Source organism: Paenibacillus sp. FSL R5-0519 (genome assembly GCF_037974275.1).
Lineage (GTDB): Bacteria > Bacillota > Bacilli > Paenibacillales > Paenibacillaceae > Paenibacillus.
Window position 1 is genome coordinate 5,140,307 of record NZ_CP150234.1, and the last position, 16,523, is coordinate 5,156,829.

General features: G+C 46.5%; 9 protein-coding genes. 2 read left to right on the forward strand and 7 right to left on the reverse strand.

Annotation, left to right across the window (positions count from 1 at the left end; translation table 11 throughout):
* Window positions 1–182: 182 nt before the first annotated feature.
* The 3 genes from gltB to MKY73_RS23290 all read right to left on the reverse strand — a co-directional run bounded on the left by gltB (window position 183) and on the right by MKY73_RS23290 (window position 8,526).
* Window positions 183–4,781: a glutamate synthase large subunit gene (gltB, locus tag MKY73_RS23280; protein ID WP_339303644.1), complete on the reverse strand. Its 4,599-nt coding sequence runs from the start codon at window positions 4,779–4,781 to the stop codon at window positions 183–185.
* A gap of 674 nt (window positions 4,782–5,455) precedes the next feature.
* Window positions 5,456–7,738, reverse strand: coding sequence for a YhgE/Pip domain-containing protein (locus MKY73_RS23285; protein WP_339303645.1), 2,283 nt, complete (start codon window positions 7,736–7,738; stop codon window positions 5,456–5,458).
* 206 nt (window positions 7,739–7,944) lie between these two features.
* Window positions 7,945–8,526 carry a TetR/AcrR family transcriptional regulator gene (locus MKY73_RS23290; RefSeq protein WP_339240260.1) on the reverse strand — a complete coding sequence of 194 codons (582 nt, stop codon included), beginning with the start codon at window positions 8,524–8,526 and terminating at the stop codon, window positions 7,945–7,947.
* A 381-nt stretch (window positions 8,527–8,907) separates the two neighbouring features.
* Between MKY73_RS23290 and MKY73_RS23295 the strand changes: the two genes are divergently transcribed.
* On the forward strand, window positions 8,908–10,122 hold the full coding sequence (locus MKY73_RS23295; RefSeq protein ID WP_339303646.1) for a glycosyltransferase: 1,215 nt from the start codon (window positions 8,908–8,910) through the stop codon (window positions 10,120–10,122).
* A gap of 275 nt (window positions 10,123–10,397) precedes the next feature.
* Here MKY73_RS23295 and MKY73_RS23300 read toward each other — a convergent pair whose 3' ends face one another.
* Together MKY73_RS23300 and thpR are read right to left on the reverse strand one after the other, a co-directional pair.
* The gene (locus MKY73_RS23300; protein ID WP_339240257.1) at window positions 10,398–11,243 is read right to left on the reverse strand and encodes a cell wall hydrolase; all 846 of its coding nucleotides are present in this window, start codon (window positions 11,241–11,243) and stop codon (window positions 10,398–10,400) included.
* Window positions 11,244–11,373: 130 nt separating this feature from the next.
* A complete protein-coding gene (gene thpR / locus MKY73_RS23305; protein WP_339303647.1) occupies window positions 11,374–11,976 on the reverse strand; it encodes an RNA 2',3'-cyclic phosphodiesterase in 603 nt (200 codons plus the stop codon).
* A 207-nt stretch (window positions 11,977–12,183) separates the two neighbouring features.
* Between thpR and MKY73_RS23310 the strand changes: the two genes are divergently transcribed.
* Complete coding sequence (locus MKY73_RS23310; protein WP_339303648.1) at window positions 12,184–13,140, forward strand: D-2-hydroxyacid dehydrogenase; 957 nt, start codon at window positions 12,184–12,186, stop codon at window positions 13,138–13,140.
* 177 nt (window positions 13,141–13,317) lie between these two features.
* Here the strand turns inward: MKY73_RS23310 and MKY73_RS23315 are convergent, their stop codons facing one another.
* Window positions 13,318–14,295 (reverse strand): RNA methyltransferase, encoded by a 978-nt coding sequence (locus MKY73_RS23315; protein WP_339303649.1) that lies wholly within the window; start codon window positions 14,293–14,295, stop codon window positions 13,318–13,320.
* A 263-nt stretch (window positions 14,296–14,558) separates the two neighbouring features.
* Window positions 14,559–16,325: a methyl-accepting chemotaxis protein gene (locus MKY73_RS23320; RefSeq protein WP_339303650.1), complete on the reverse strand. Its 1,767-nt coding sequence runs from the start codon at window positions 16,323–16,325 to the stop codon at window positions 14,559–14,561.
* Window positions 16,326–16,523 lie beyond the last annotated feature (198 nt).

Here is a 16,523-nt window from a genome sequence, read left to right on the forward strand (position 1 = left end):
CTAGCCTTATTATACTTGAGAACGTTCCGTGATGTTGTCGTCTCATGACGATAACGTTTTTTGAAGGGGTTCTAATTTTGTCGAAAGCCAAATAGGAGCTATATGGTGCCAAAATGGCAACCATATAGCTCCTATTATTCTTCATACAACCTGTTCATGCACGTTCACCTTTGAACAAGGAGTTAACCCCCAGCACGTGCAAGTTCACGCATATTTGCTTCAAACGCTGCAAGCAGTGCTGCTTCTCCAGTCAAGCCTGTCGCCTGAACCCGTTCAATCTGCTCCGTCATACGCTTGAAGTCCTTCGGAATAACCCGAACGAACTGGTTCACCGCATCTTGCCAGTTATCCAGAACGCGCTGACCGACAGCACTTCCTGTATTGGCAACATGACGTTGAATCATGCCTCGCAGATCTGCACTTTCGGCAACATCTTCGATACGCTCCAAAAGAACCATTTCCAGATTACAACGTTGCAAGAATGTGCCTTCCGGATCATACACATAGGCAATACCTCCGGACATCCCTGCTGCAAAGTTACGACCTGTATCGCCGAGTACAACGACACGTCCACCTGTCATATACTCACAACCATGGTCGCCTACCCCTTCAACGACTACTTTGGCACCGGAGTTACGTACAGCAAATCGCTCACCCGCAATACCACGGATATACGCTTCACCGCTTGTTGCACCGTAGAGAGCCGTGTTACCGATAATGATGTTATCTTCAGCCTCAAACGTTGCTTTCGGAGAAGGCATCACGATCAGTTTACCTCCGGACAATCCTTTACCTACGTAGTCATTGGAATCCCCTTCAACGGTCAATGTCATGCCTTTAGGTACAAAGGCCCCAAAGCTTTGTCCGGCAGAGCCGACAAATTTGAATTTAACCGTATCTTCAGGCAATCCTGCGAGACCATATTTACGTGTGATCTCACTACCCAGAATGGTACCTACTGCACGGTTAACGTTCGTAATTGGAAGCACCGCTTCAACCGGTTGACCGGATTCAATAGCAGACTGTGCCAGTGGCAACAATTGCTGCATATCCAGCGTTTCTTCCAATTGGTGGTTCTGATGCTGTGTACGGTAACGTGCAGAGCCTTCCGGCATTTCAGGCACGTGCAGCAATACAGACAGATCCACACCTTTTTTCTTCCAGTGATCTACGGCTTCTACCGTTTCGAGGCAATCTGTACGTCCAACCATCTCCTGAATGGTACGGAAACCAAGATCAGCCATGATCTCACGCACATCTTCAGCAACAAATCGCATGAAGTTAACCACATGAGCCGGATCACCCATATAATTTTTACGCAACTCCGGATTCTGTGTTGCTACACCCACCGGACAGGTATCCATTTGACAGACACGCATCATGATACAGCCAAGTGCAACGAGTGGTGCTGTAGAGAAACCATACTCTTCAGCTCCAAGCAAAGCTGCAATCGCCAAGTCACGGCCGTTAAGCATTTTGCCATCTGTTTCGAGTACGACGCGATCACGCAGATTGTTCAGCATCAACGTTTGATGTGTCTCTGCAAGACCCAGTTCCCACGGCATACCCGCATGTCGGATCGAACCTTGCGGAGATGCACCTGTACCACCGTCATAACCGCTGACGAGGATAATATCGGCACGCCCTTTGGCTACACCTGCCGCAATGGTACCCACGCCCACTTCCGATACGAGCTTCACGTTGATCTCAGCACGCGGATTGGCATTTTTCAAGTCATAGATCAGCTCTGCCAGATCCTCGATCGAGTAGATATCGTGATGCGGCGGTGGCGAGATCAGACCTACACCCGGTGTTGAACCACGGACTTCAGCAACCCAAGGATACACTTTGCGTCCTGGCAGTTGTCCGCCTTCACCCGGTTTTGCTCCCTGTGCCATTTTGATCTGAATTTCGTCGGCATTAACCAGGTAGTTGGATGTAACACCGAAACGTCCGGATGCTACCTGTTTGATCGCACTGCGACGGGAATCCCCGTTGCTATCTTTAATGAAGCGAGCCGGATCTTCTCCACCTTCACCGGTATTGGACTTACCTCCAACACGGTTCATTGCAATGGCAAGATCTTCATGCGCCTCTTTACTAATTGAACCGAAGGACATTGCACCCGTTTTGAAACGACGCATGATATCTTCTACGGATTCAACTTCTTCAAGTGGAATGGAAGCTCCAACCGGTTTCAGTTTCAGCATGGAGCGAATGGTCAACAGCTGATCATTCTCACCTTGCACAAGTTTGGAATATTTTTTATACAGCTTGTAATCTCCAGTACGAACTGCGTGTTGCAACGTATGAATGGTTTGCGGATTGAACAGATGCTCTTCTCCGTCGTTACGCCATTGATAATCGCCACCGGAATCCAATACTTTATCGTTACCGTCTTTATCCGTAAAGGCACGGTTGTGATGTGTCAGCGCTTCGGCAGCTACTTCTTCCAACCCAATTCCACCGATCCGGGAAGGTGTCCAGGTAAAGTAACGGTCAACGAAGTCTGATTTCAGACCCACCGCTTCAAAGATTTGAGCGCCACGATACGATTGAATCGTAGAAATCCCCATTTTGGACAACACTTTCGTAACGCCTTTGGTAGCTGCTTTAATGTAGTTTTTCACTGCTTTCTCATGCGAAATGCCACGAAGCAATCCTTGCTGAATCATGTCATCTAGCGTTTCAAAGGCCAGATAAGGGTTCACAGCACTCACACCGTAACCCAGCAGTAATGCGTAGTGGTGAATATCACGCGGCTCTGCTGATTCAAGCAAAATGCTGACTTTTGTTCTGGTTCCCTGACGAATCAGATGGTGATGCAGACCTGCTACAGCAAGCAATGCAGGAATGGCCGCATTCTCTGCGTCCACACCGCGGTCAGACAGGATCAGAATGTTATGACCTTTGTCGATGACTCGGTCCGCAGCTTCGAAGAGCAGATCCATTGCTTTGCGCAGTCCTTCTGCTCCTTCCGCAGCAGTGAAGAAAATCGGAATCGTCATGGAGCGGAAGCCTGGGCGACGCACATGGCGAATCTTCGCAAAGTCTTCATTGGACAATACCGGTGTATCCAGACGGATCTGGCGACAGCTCTCCGGTTCAGGGTTCAATAAGTTGCGCTCAGGACCAATGGTTGTTGCCGTAGACGTTACAATCTCTTCACGGATTGCATCGATTGGCGGGTTGGTTACCTGGGCGAACATCTGTTTAAAGTAGTTGTACAGACGCTGCGGACGATCCGACAGCACAGCCAGTGGTGCATCATAACCCATCGAACCGGTAGCTTCCATACCTGTTGTCGCCATTGGCTCCAGGATTTTGCGAAGCTCTTCAAATGTATATCCATATGCCAGTTGAAGCTGGGTCACGTTATCATGTTTTGGATCAGGAAGTTCCGGTGCTTCCGGCAGCTCGCTCAGATCCATCAAATGCTCATCAAGCCAATCCTGATACGGATTCTCGGCTGCAATGATCGCTTTTACTTCTTCATCTGAGATGATGCGACCTTCTTGTGTATCCACAAGCAACATCCGACCTGGACGCAGACGATCTTTGTATAGGATCTCTTCAGGCGCAATATCAAGTACCCCAACTTCTGAGGACAGGATAATGCGGTCATCCTTGGTTACATAATAACGAGCTGGACGCAAACCGTTACGGTCAAGTGTGGCACCAATCTGCAAACCATCTGTGAAGGCCATTGCTGCTGGTCCATCCCAAGGTTCCATCATTGTGCTGTGATATTCATAAAATGCCTTTTTGGCAGGGTCCATGCCCTCATCTGTGCTCCAAGGTTCAGGAACCATCATCATGGCCACGTGTGGCAGTGAACGACCACTGAGATACAGGAACTCCAGTGTGTTATCGAACATCGCTGTATCGGAACCATCCGGGTTAATGACCGGTTTCACTTTGGCGATGTCGTCACCGAACAATTCGCTCTCGAACAAGGACTGCCGTGCATGCATCCAGTTCACGTTACCACGCATCGTATTGATCTCACCGTTGTGGATCATGAAGCGATACGGGTGGGCACGTTCCCAGCTCGGGAAGGTGTTCGTACTGAAACGGGAATGCACGAGTGCAATCGCAGATTCTACGAGATCTTGCTGTAGATCCAGATAGAATTCTCCCACCTGTTCCGTTGTGAGCATGCCTTTATAAACAATTTTGCGACAAGACAAGCTTGGCAGGTAGAATGAACCACCTTCTGCTTCATCTGCCGAATATCGAATAGCCAACTCAGCGCGTCTGCGAATAACATACAGTTTACGTTCGAATCCAAGCTCATCCTTCACATCTGCGGATCTTCCAATGAACACCTGACGTACATAAGGTTTCGCTGCAAGTGCAGAACGGCCAAGCATTTCATCAAAAGTAGGCACATCCCGGAAACCCAGGAACGTCTGTCCTTCTTCTTCAATAATACTCTTGAGGCTCTCTTCGTGCGCACTACGGATGGCAGGGTCTTGGGACATGAACAACATTCCCACCCCATAGAATCCCTGTTCAGGTAATGCAAAACCAAGACGGTCTGCTTCCTGTGCAAAATAACGATGTGGAATCTGAATCAGGATACCTGCTCCGTCACCGGAATTCGGCTCACTTCCCTGTCCTCCACGGTGCTCCATGTTACTGAGCATGGTTAGTGCCTGACTAACGATATCGTGTGAAGGTACTCCTTTGATGTTGGCAACAAAACCCATTCCGCATGCGTCTTTTTCGAACTGCGGGTCATATAGACCCTGTTTTGGAGGTAATCCGATGTGTCTCATGGAACGCAACCTTTCTATAATGAAGTATTTCGGAAAGATCAAGAACATAGGCAACAGGCAACAATGAAACGGGAGGAGCTGGCCTTTCGCTTGCGATAGAGCCTGCTAGATAGAAGAGGTGACAGCATGAGACTGTCAAAAATAAGCCTGCTATTGGGCAGAAGCCATTGAATGAGATGGGCTGATCCGGACGATCCGGCAAACAGCATCATGTATAAATCAACACGCAGCCGCTGGCACGGCTACTGAAATGGAGCGACGTTTTTTTGATATAGTTCTATTATTTTAACACCGACCTAACATCAGCGCAATTTAAACTTTTTAATACCTCTGATAAGAAATGTTTTGCAGTACAGCTTTACAGTAGTGACGTTTAAATTCATCTCTTTTTCGAATAATTATACACTTTTTAAGCCAGAGTACAACTGAATTAAATTGCTGACTGAAGAAAATCGTTCCATGTACCGCCTGCGTTTATCCATAATTCAACCAAATTCCCAATGCGTAAGCCAGCGAATCTTTACTTCTTTATGCATTTGTATACAAAATAGCCTGCAACCCCTTTTTGGGGTCACAGGCTATTTGCACTATTTGACTACTATATTGCATAATTTCACTACAAGAAAATAAAGTTTTTATTCAAAAATATGACCCTGCTGAAGATCAGGTTCGACTTATGCCGTCACAACTTGACCGGAATCAGCCTGTTCGACTTCTTTTTTCGGACGTCTGCCATTCCAAAGGAAGTAAGCAAGCGTCAGCAGAATAGATGCACCTGCATAGATACTAAGAATTCCTGCCTGATGCCACATCACATCCAGATTACCACTCGATACAACAGCCTTGAAGCCCATAATGCTGTGTGTCATTGGCAACCAAGGGCTAAATGCCTGAAGCCACGATGGAATCAATTCTACCGGGAATGTACCTGCACTAGCCGCAAGTTGGAAGACCAGCAGCAGAATGACAACATAACGTCCAGGCAGATCCAGCCAGGTTACAAGCGCCTGAACGATCAACATGAAGGTCAGCCCTGTAATAATGGTAAACAGATAGAACAGCCCTACACTGTGCGTCTCCAGTCCAAGACCATATAACATGAAGCTTGCCACGATAACCGATTGGAAGATACTCACGGAGCCAAATACCAGTGTCCGGCTGACAAAACGATTCCAGCCTGTTGCACCAGGTACGGACGTTTCCCGCATTTTTAATACAATCGTCGAAATCAATGAACCCACAAACAGACCGATCGACAGGAAGAACGGTGTCAATCCTGTACCATAATTGCTCACGTTCTCTGCTGTGTTCTCCGAAGAGTTCACCGGTTCAGCGAACATGTTCACCACATCATCCGTTTTCTTCACTTCGGATGTTTTCTGCGCGGCATCATTCAGCTTGGTTGCCAGTTCACTTGAACCATCTTTTAGCTCAGTAAGACCGTCAGCCAGTTTGCCTGCGCCATCACCCAGTTGCTTGGAACCATCGGTTAGTGAACTAACGCCACCACTGAGTTTGCCCACACCCGTTTGCAAAGCTGTTGTACCTGAGCCCAGCTGCTTGGCACCATTCGCGAGCAATGTACCGCCACTTGCAGCATCACCCAATTTGCCGCTGAACTGCTTCAGACCATCGGAGAGTTTCGCTCCCCCTTGACTAAGCTGTCCGGCTCCAGCAAGCAATTGCTTTTGTCCATCCACCAGCTGGTCTGCACCAGCAAGTAGTTGCTTCTGACCAACATGAAGCTCGGATGCGCCCGCGGCCAACTGCTGGTTGCCCTGATGCAGCTGATCTGCACCTTGTGCCAGCTTCTGCTCGCTGTCATGCAATTGCGCACTGCCATCGGCAACCGCTTCACTCGCCGCAAGCAGTTTCTGTACATCAGCATTTTCAGCGAGTTCCGGGTTCGATGCAGCAAGCTGTTTCAATCCGGCGGCTACGCTCTGTGCTCCATCCGCAACCTTCCCACTGCCATCCACAGCCGATTGCAGACCTGTTGCCAGTGTACCGCTGCCCTGAACGGCACTTTGCAGACCATCAGACAGCTTCGCACTGCCCTGTTCTGACGATGCCAGGCCAGCCTGCAACTTACTTGTACCATCCAGTGAAGATTGAAGGCCCGTTTCCAACTTGGCACTGCCATCCTTCAACTGATCTGCTCCGCTCTGAAGCTGGCTCGAAGCGGCTGCCTGAAGCTGTTGCAGACCCGATACAAGATTCGTTGTTCCACTTTCAAGCTTGGTCGCACCCGTGTGCAACGCGTTAACCCCATCACTTAATGGAGAAAGTCCTTCCTGAAGTTCAAGCGTCCCGGATGCAAGCTTCGCCAAGTTATCCTTGAGCTTAACTGCACCATCATCCAGTTTGCCTGCACCGGTGTTCAGTTCACCAGCTCCATCACCTGCCTCCGCTAAGCCATCAGATACTTCTGAGAACTTGTCGAGCAAAGTCTCTGCATAGGATTCTGTTACTTTGGCTGAGACTTTGGCTTTCAGATCCTTAATCGCAGTCTTGCCGATCTGTGCACCGACAAAGCTATAATTGCCATTCGGTTCATAGATCAGGTCAGCCGGTGCTGGCTTGTCATCGAGCAACGTTGTTGCTTGGGATGAGAAGTTCTCCGGAATCGTAATTTGCATATAATATTTGTCATTACTCATGCCTTCTTTGGCTTGACTAGCACTGACAAAGTCCCATTTGAAATCTGCATTTTTCTTCAGCTCATCCACCAGATCATTACCTACATGAAGTGATTTGCCCTCCAGCTCTGCGCCTTTATCCAGATTGACAACGGCAACCGGCATCTCATCCACATGACCATATGGGTCCCAATAAGCCGCCAGATAGATGCCACTATACAGGATCGGTATAAACATAATTGCAATAACAGGGATCAACACCTTCGGGTTTCTCACGGCCGATCCCACATCCTTGAAAAACACGGATAAAGATTTCATGTCATTTTCTCCCCTTAATCTCTCTGCTTCATGAGCAGGAATAACTATAATGAAATAAAATGTCGCGTTCCAGAAAAATTACCGAAACACGAAGTGACCATTTTCCTCAAACGGTCAATTTAAAGCAAAAAAACAAACCTGTCTTCCGACAAGCCTCGCTGCCATACATGTATGATAACCCTAATTTATAGTAGAATAAATTCGGATTACGTTACAGCAGCAATTCCTTCCATTAAGAAAAGGCGAAAGTAATTCTTGATTTCCTCTTTGCTCAGTGGTTGATGTTGTTTGTTCCAATCAGAGGTGAGTGCAATATACAAGCGAATCATCATAAAAGCGACCACTTGCGGATCACAATCCCGAATCTCTCCATTATCCTTCGCTTTCTCAAGCTCCCGGGCCAGAAAATCGGAAATCACTTTCTCCACTTTGTCCAAACCTTCCTTGGCCTGCAATGTACCAAAGTCCTTCAGTTCCTGTGATAACTTAACCAGTAGCTCGTGATCACGGCGGAATTCCAACAACGCATCCAGCACCCGAAAGAGATTATCAAAAAATGCACTTTCCTGATGTACTTCACGATGTGCGATGTTCTTCATTTCCTGAATCACTTCTACCAGAATCTGATCAAACAATTGTTCCTTGTTGGTGAAAAACGTATAGATCGTTCCTTTGCCCACGTTCGCAATCTTGGCGACCTGGTCCATCGTAGTTGCTTTGTATCCAAACATGGCAAACGACTGGGCTGCTGCATGAATAACCTGCTGTCTCCTGTCAATCGGAGCCATCATATCCCTCCTTTTACTCCATTCAATGTTCATTCGTCCTACATAAATGACCAAAAATACAATCCGGTCATTCGGTCAAAATATACATTACCACCTCAGCAATAAGATTGCAACCCTAACAATTTAAATATTGTGTTAATTTTTTTTAACCGAAATGCAGTGGAAACTCCTCCTGTCGTCGTCTATAGTGTAAGATGACTCAAACATACGTATATAAATGAAGTCAGACTGTCTCAGACCAAGAGATATGGTGTAAATATTTATGGATGAAACATGATTCTGCGCTTCAATGTATATTCATGTAGTAATGTATAATCCATAGCTAACGAAAACGATGAATATCTTCATTATGAATTAAAACTTATGAATAAAGGTGAACTCATGCGAAAACCAAGAGTGCTCTTATTATCGGAAGGATTCGGTACCGGTCACACTCAGGCCGCTCATGCGCTGGCACATGGCATCAAAAAAGTCAGTCCACATGTTCACAGTCGTGTCATTGAACTAGGCAAATTTTTAAACCCAACGGTAGCTCCATTAATCTTTTCTGCATATCGGAAGACACTGTCGGTTCAACCCAAACTGGTCAGTCTGTTGTACCGCACACAGTACAACAAGTCATTAAATGGCTTTACCAAGCTGGCGTTGCACCGAATTTTCTATACACAGACGGCACAGGTCGTATCCCAACTGAAACCGGATGCGGTGATTTGTACCCATCCTTTTCCAAATGCAGTGATCTCCCGGCTCAAACGCCAGGGCCTGAATATCCCGCTCTATACCGTCGTGACGGATTATGACGTGCATGGAACATGGATTAATCCGGAAGTGAATAAATATCTGGTCTCCACCCCTCAGGTCAAAGCATTACTTGAAATTCGAGGGGTCGATCCCTCCCACATTCAGATCACGGGAATTCCTGTGCATCCTGACTTCTGGGAAGCGGGCGACAAAGTAAAGCTGCGGCAAGAGATGGGGCTTCAGAACATGCCTACCGCGCTGCTTATGGGTGGAGGCTGGGGACTTTCTTTTGATGAAGATCATATGAAAGCTCTCACGTCCTGGGCAGATCGTGTTCAATTGGTGTTTTGTCTTGGTAGCAACGAGAAAATGATTGCAAAAATGAAGGAGATGCCTTGCTTCCAGCACCCTAATATTCGTATTCTGGGATATACCCGTGAAGTTAGCAAACTGATGGATGTATCCGATGTGCTAATCACGAAGCCTGGTGGCATGACATGTACCGAAGCGTTGGCTAAGCGGTTACCCATGCTGTTCATTCCTCCGCTGGCGGGTCAAGAGGAAGAGAACTGTGAATACTTTGTACAAGCCGGATACGGCCAGGTCATCCACTCTGCCGATGTGATTACCAAACGTTTCAGCGAGCTTTGTGAACAGGCATCCACTCAAGCTGAAAGCCCGCTGAACGTAGCACATATTACCGGCAGCCGTTCAACCTATGATCCAACGTGTTGCGCCCAAGCTGTTCATGATTTATTATTCCCGACGACAGCCGAAGTTACGAAAACACCCGTAGAGCGATTCTCAGCCGGAATTGCTGCCACGTCCTTGTCAGGTACCAGAATCCCATTCTAACGTCTCTATGGACCTATAGAACGGCTCTCATGAGGTGTTATAGAGGACAAGGCAAGTGCTCACGATATACAAAGAAGGTTCCCTTCCGAATTATTGGAAGGGAACCTTCTTTTATTTTCATTGATTTCGACCGTATGATTTGGCAGAAAAAAGGGTAATTTAAAGTATAACCATATTTTAAATAACGAAATAAAACTGCGATTCAGGCTTTTTGAAGGGTCGTGTGAAGCACACACTGTTAACTACCCTGCCTGTTTGCAGAATTTACGGGTCGATTACTTGTAGAAAGTATGATGACCGATCGTTTTTACTTTTTTCTGCGAGCGGGCAACTGTCAGATCGTCGGCAAGCGTCAATGATAAGAAATAATACGTATCATCGGCAACTTCCTTCTTCCCGTTCAGCGCAGCATTCACTGCTTTGATACTGTCCTCGTTGGGAACCACACGTTTCAAACGTCCGTTCGCTACAGGACTGAACTGGGATTTCTGATAGATCACCTTGTAAATGGTATCGGGAAAATTGGCTGACCGCAGCCGGTTTAAGACAACATTGGCAACTGCCACTTTGCCTTCGTACGGTTCACCTTCCGCCTCTGCCATGACGATTTTTTGCAGCAGATGCAGTTCTTTATCGGACACACTGTATGACCAGGTTGCGAGTTTCGAGTCTTCCTGGTTCAGAAGTTTGGTCCGCGTAAAGTATAGTTTTTGGGGGGGAGTTGTTACAGCAGCCACCGCTTTGGCACGTTCCACTTTGGCCAATTTCAGTGCAGCTTCTTTTTTGGCTTTGGCCGCAGCTACAGCTCTAGCTTTGTTCTTGGCCTTGGCTTCTTGCAATTCCTGCTTTTCTTGAGCAGTCGTCAGCCAGTTCTTCGCTGGAAGAGATTCGGTCCACGCTACGGTTTGTGTAGACAGACTTGTCCCATCTTCCATCATGCGCCTCTCTTCTTGCGCAGATGTTTGGTTATTTTGCACAGAAGCCGCAAGTTCGGTCATCTGTTTACTATCACTAGCTTCATTCCACTTCCCCGTCGCCTGAACGACATTTACCCCCACTATACATACAAGCAGCACTGATAACATCGGTGCTACCCAACGATTCTTGCTTATAATGTTCATTCGAAGATTCCTCCTGTCGAAACATTTCCCTTATCTAAGTAACCCAAAAAAAAGAATTTGAATAACGATGGCTAATATTACATAGGGATAAACGTAATGTCAATGTGATTTTATGGCATAAAAATGATTATCAGGAAAAAGAGAACGTGTCCAAGACCTCATACATTGGAGATTGTCCAAGCCTTGTCACGTAAAGTACAATGTCCTCCACCATCCATGAATTAACACCTGAGGCATGTTCCGGAAGCACTCCAGATACCCCTTTATTCTCATTACCTGGGAGTTGTCCCAGATATTTTCTAGCAACCGTGATGTGGGGAGCATATGGTCTTAATTCAGCTTCGAATCCAAGAGTCGATGTGGCCTGAACGATTTGTTTTTGCAGTGAAATCAACCGACCCATCTCTCCGCTAACACCCTTCCATAACACTTTAGGCGCTTCTTCAAGTCCAAATGTGCCCCAATCCGCAAGCTGAAGTTCAAACGCCTGGAATTCAACTGCTACTGAGCGCAACGCTTTCCGAAGATGTCCAATCTCACTAACAAGTGTATCCCCAAGAAATTGCAAGGTTATATGATAATCTCGATGATCTGTCCATTTACGAAAATCAAGCTTGTTCTGTACAAGCCTCGCATCCATCTGAAGAGACTGCTGAACAGGACCAGGAAGACGAATCGCCACAAACAATCTTTCCCGTCGGGATGAATGATCCTGATGTGATTGGTTATTCATTGCATACACCTCTCTAAAGTTCGCTCTATTATTTCATAACTATACATATCGTTTCAAGTTGGGTAAGTATAGAGTGACACATAGATAACCATTTGCAAATAAGGCTAGATTCCTGCATTTACCACCTTATGCACATCCAACATCAAATCTGATACACTTCATTTATCCAAACTTATTAAACTATTGATCTCAGGAGGACCACACATTATGGGTAAAATTGTATGTTTTCCATCTCTATCCGAAGAACAGAAACAACGCATTCAGAACGCCGCACCGGGGTACACCCTGACATTCGGAAAAGCCAAGGAATTGGACCCTGCTGAGTTGAAAGAGGCTGAGATTATTCTCGGTTGGTCACCTCTTGTCACTGAACATGCATTGAGACAGGACAGCCTGTTGAAGTGGGTTCAGGTCTGGTCCGCTGGTGTGGACAATCTTCCTTTTGCAGATTTGCAGCAGAAGAACATTCAGGTCACCAGTGCAAATGGAGTTCACGCCATTCCAATCACCGAAATTATTCTGGGCATGATGTTATCCCACAGTCGCTGGCTGAGACAAGCCATGTTGCATCAACAGCAGTCCGAATGGAAAGCTCCCGCCAACCCCCTACCCGAACTGCACGGCAAAACAGCGGTCATCGTTGGTGTAGGTGAGATTGGAACCGAAACAGCCCGCATCCTCAAAGCACTCGGCATGCGAACGATCGGTGTTCGTCGCTCAGGCAAAGATGTCCCCAACGTGGATCAGATGTACGACATGACCGGGCTACATGAAGCCTTGAGCCAAGGCGATTATGTGATTAACATTTTACCGTTGACCGATGAAACCAAACATATATATGATCAAACTGCATTTGAGCATTTCCAATCTGGTGCATGTTTCGTCAATGTGGGCCGCGGCCCCAGTGTGAAAACGGAAGCCTTGCTGAATGCACTCCAAAACGGCCAGATTGCCTTCGCCGCACTGGACGTGTTCGAAGAAGAACCCCTTCCGGCAGACCACCCGTTATGGGGCATGGATAACGTCTTAATGACGCCACATATCGCAGGAAGCACGGAGCAATACACGGATCGTGCCCTCGATATTTTCGTCAAAAATCTGGAAGCTTATGTAGCTGGCCAGACACTTCCGCTTAACCTGGTGGATTATAGTCATAAATATTAACACAAACATCCGTTCCCATGCAATATTGTACAAATCAGATCAACGATATCAATTGAACTAAACAATATTTCTGTCCTCTACGTTTCTCGTGTAAATCGTTAGTTCAATTAAAATGTACACAGTAAAAAACTCTACCTCTGGAAATTTCCTTAGAGGTAGAGTTTTGTTTTTTTATACTTACACACACAACCAAATATGACGTATAAACGTGCCTTTGTTTACTGTTCGGTACTCTTTTACTGTCCATCCCGCTTCCAACAAGTGCTCTTCTACCCACTCTGTGGAAACAATCACTGCCCGCTGGGTCAATCTGCGCAAACTCTCCAACATGGCTCGTTGCTCAGCATCTGGGAGTACAGAACAGAGATTATAGGGCATGTCCAGAATTGCGGCATCATATCGATCTTGCAGTTCATTCATATCCCCTAGTGTGATTCGATCCGAATCATATCCATAATGCGGCAGATTGATACGTGCACCTCGGACAGCCAGAGGATTCAGGTCGTTACCTCTCGCATCAATTCCCATGGATAAAGCTTCAATGACAACTGTTCCCATACCGCAGCACGGATCAAGTAATCGATGGTTTTCCACGTTCGGAACAGCAATATTCACCAACGCTCTGGCAAGCGTGATGCCAAATCCAGTCGAGTAGTTTTGCGGCTTCTGCCGATGAATCTGCCATGATCGATCTGCTTCTGTCCACTGGCCCAAGATCCATTTTTCTCCTGTTTGAATTAGGCCGAAAGTCACTTTTGGTTGCTTCATCTGTGCCTTGCCTTGAATGCACATGCCGACTTCTTTTTCCAGTTGACGAGACTGTGCATAATCAGGGGCATGGTCCCCTTCTTTCAGACAAATCACCTTAAATGTCTCTTCTGGCAGCAGCTGAATCTCTTTGGCAAGAGGGAGCAGGTCATTCACCGTATCGCCTTCACCGATTACATCTAATCTTCCATGGATAAAAGGACTACGTCCAGGTGATATATGTCGTTCAGACCACACATATGCTCCCCTATCCATACCGATCTCTGAACTCGGTTCAAGCAACGTATCCAGCTCCAGCATGCATAATTCACGCTCGTTCTCGTGGCAAGCAAAGGTGTAGAGGTATTTCCCAGAAGTAGTGTAACTACCAAGTGTTTCATCAGGCAAAATTCTCCTCTCCTTCCTTCATTAGTCATGTTTCTTCTATATAAATAGTAGCTCAGTGTATACATATCAAATATCAGCTGTTACGAATGCTTCAGGTAGTCATTGTATACAATGTTAGACTGCTAGACAACTATCCATTTCTTTGGAGGTAACTATTTGGAAAGAAAAAAATAAGGTGTCCCCAGGATTGAGGAACACCTTATTTTGAGATTCTCAACAGACCGCCCATGCACGATCCAGTTTCTTCTATTATAAGAAGAAGGTTATATTTTTAATTTTTCAATGGATGTTAGCAAATCTTCCGACAAGTCTTTCAGACTTTGAATATTGCCGCTGATCGTCTCCATGGAACTTACCTGCTCTTCCGCCGATGCAGAAACTTCTTCCACACTCGCTGCCGATTGTTCCGAAACAGCGGAAATCTGCTGACTGAAATCATTCATTCGTCCACTTGCCTCCTGCATGCCTGCGAGGCCATCCGTCATGGTGCTGATGACTCCAACCATGCCTTCCACCGATTCATTAATCGTACGGAAGAGCTGACCTGAAGCAAGTACATGTTCCTGACCCAGTTCGGTCTCCTGAACGCCTGTACGCAATTCCGCAACTACGCCTTGCGACTCCTGCTGAATATCCTCGGTAATCGCCGTAATCTCTTCGACCGAAGTCTGCACAGCTTCAGATAACTTCCGAACTTCTGATGCCACTACGGCAAATCCGCGTCCACTCTCTCCCGCACGCGCTGCCTCAATGGAGGCATTTAATGCCAGCAGATTAGTTTGACGTGCAATGTCATGAATGACCTGGACCAACTTGGAAATGTCTTCATTTTTACGATTCAATCGTTCCATTTTGTTCATGGAAGTTGAGACCGAACCGGAAATCTGTTGCATCTGCTGCACGGACTGTTCCATCGCCTTGCGACCATTCAGCCCTTGCTCCAGTACCAGATCCGACATGACGCGCAGCTGATTGCCTTGCTCCGTATGATTCTGTATGTGATCATTCAACGCTTCAACCGCACGAGCTGATTCCACAGCGGTCTCTGCCTGGCTCTCCGCGGCCTTCGCTGACTCTTCCATCGTCACAGCAATTTGGCGACTACCAATCTTAACCTCTTCGGAGGAGATTGCCAGTTCCCCGCTCTGACGATTGACAGCTTCCGCAATTCGTCTGACGCTCAGAACCATGGAAGTCAGGTTACCTTTCATGTCATTCACCGCTTTGGCCAGAACACCGACTTCATCCTCATGTTTGGTATGTATATCCTGAACATTCAATTGGCCTTCGGCAATCAGTTTCACTGCACTAATGACACGTAACAGTGGTTTCACGACCTGTGAACGAATAATCGGAATACTGATCGCTGTAATGACAATCATGACAAGAACACCGATAATAATGATGATTCTACCATCCTGAACCGATCTGATCGTTTGGGCCGCCGCAATATCGGACTGTTTCTGATTGTATTCCACAAGATAATCCAGATCGACTTGCATGGCGTCAAAGGAGTCTGCACCTTTTTCAGCGACTTCCTTGGCCAGCTGTGTCTGACCCTCATCACTCAGTTTAATTGCTTGCGTATTAATCTTAAGATACGCTTCCCATTTATTCTTGAACGCATTCCAGTGTTCGAGTTCCTCCGTAGACTTTTCCTGCTGGTCATAAATTTTAATCGCCTGTGTCGTTTCACGAATATACTTGGTACGCTCTTCTAACAAAGCTCCCTTGTCCGATTTATCCGCGTCAAAGTGACGATAACTTAGCGAAAGGACGTGCTCCGTAGTGTAGTTTAACCTGTTAATTTGCTGGATTGATGGCATCCAATTGTTTGTAATCTCATTTGTGTTAGATTCGATTGAATTCATGCGGGTGACAATGGTGACACTCAAAACAATCAAACAGAGGATTAACAAGTAGAACGCGATGCTGATACGCAGACCGATACTTTTGATCTTAAATCTGCTGAACATATGATTTCCCCCCTTGACCTCTTCGGTCATCCCGAATTCAGGTGCTTTTGTCATTGTTTTCCCCTTCTTTTGACCTCTTGTCAAAAGAACTTATCTATATTATATCGATAGGAAAATAGACGTAAAGTATTATAACATTATTTTGTTATTAAGAAGCTTAATTTAGTAAAGTCTTGTTGAATTTTGGCTTATTCTACAATAAAGAGCTGCAGCATACGGTAACATCCCGATCTGCAGCTCTCCGCTTTATTT

Bases quoted from the DNA above. Each gene is read 5' to 3' on its own strand.
- MKY73_RS23300 (WP_339240257.1), bottom strand. From the start codon at position 11,243: ATGAACATTATAAGCAAGAATCGTTGGGTAGCACCGATGTTATCAGTG.
- MKY73_RS23295 (WP_339303646.1), top strand. From the start codon at position 8,908: ATGCGAAAACCAAGAGTGCTCTTATTATCGGAAGGATTCGGTACCGGT.
- MKY73_RS23310 (WP_339303648.1), top strand. From the start codon at position 12,184: ATGGGTAAAATTGTATGTTTTCCATCTCTATCCGAAGAACAGAAACAA.
- MKY73_RS23290 (WP_339240260.1), bottom strand. From the start codon at position 8,526: ATGGCTCCGATTGACAGGAGACAGCAGGTTATTCATGCAGCAGCCCAG.
- gltB (WP_339303644.1), bottom strand. From the start codon at position 4,781: ATGAGACACATCGGATTACCTCCAAAACAGGGTCTATATGACCCGCAG.
- thpR (WP_339303647.1), bottom strand. From the start codon at position 11,976: ATGAATAACCAATCACATCAGGATCATTCATCCCGACGGGAAAGATTG.
- MKY73_RS23285 (WP_339303645.1), bottom strand. From the start codon at position 7,738: ATGAAATCTTTATCCGTGTTTTTCAAGGATGTGGGATCGGCCGTGAGA.
- MKY73_RS23320 (WP_339303650.1), bottom strand. From the start codon at position 16,325: ATGACAAAAGCACCTGAATTCGGGATGACCGAAGAGGTCAAGGGGGGA.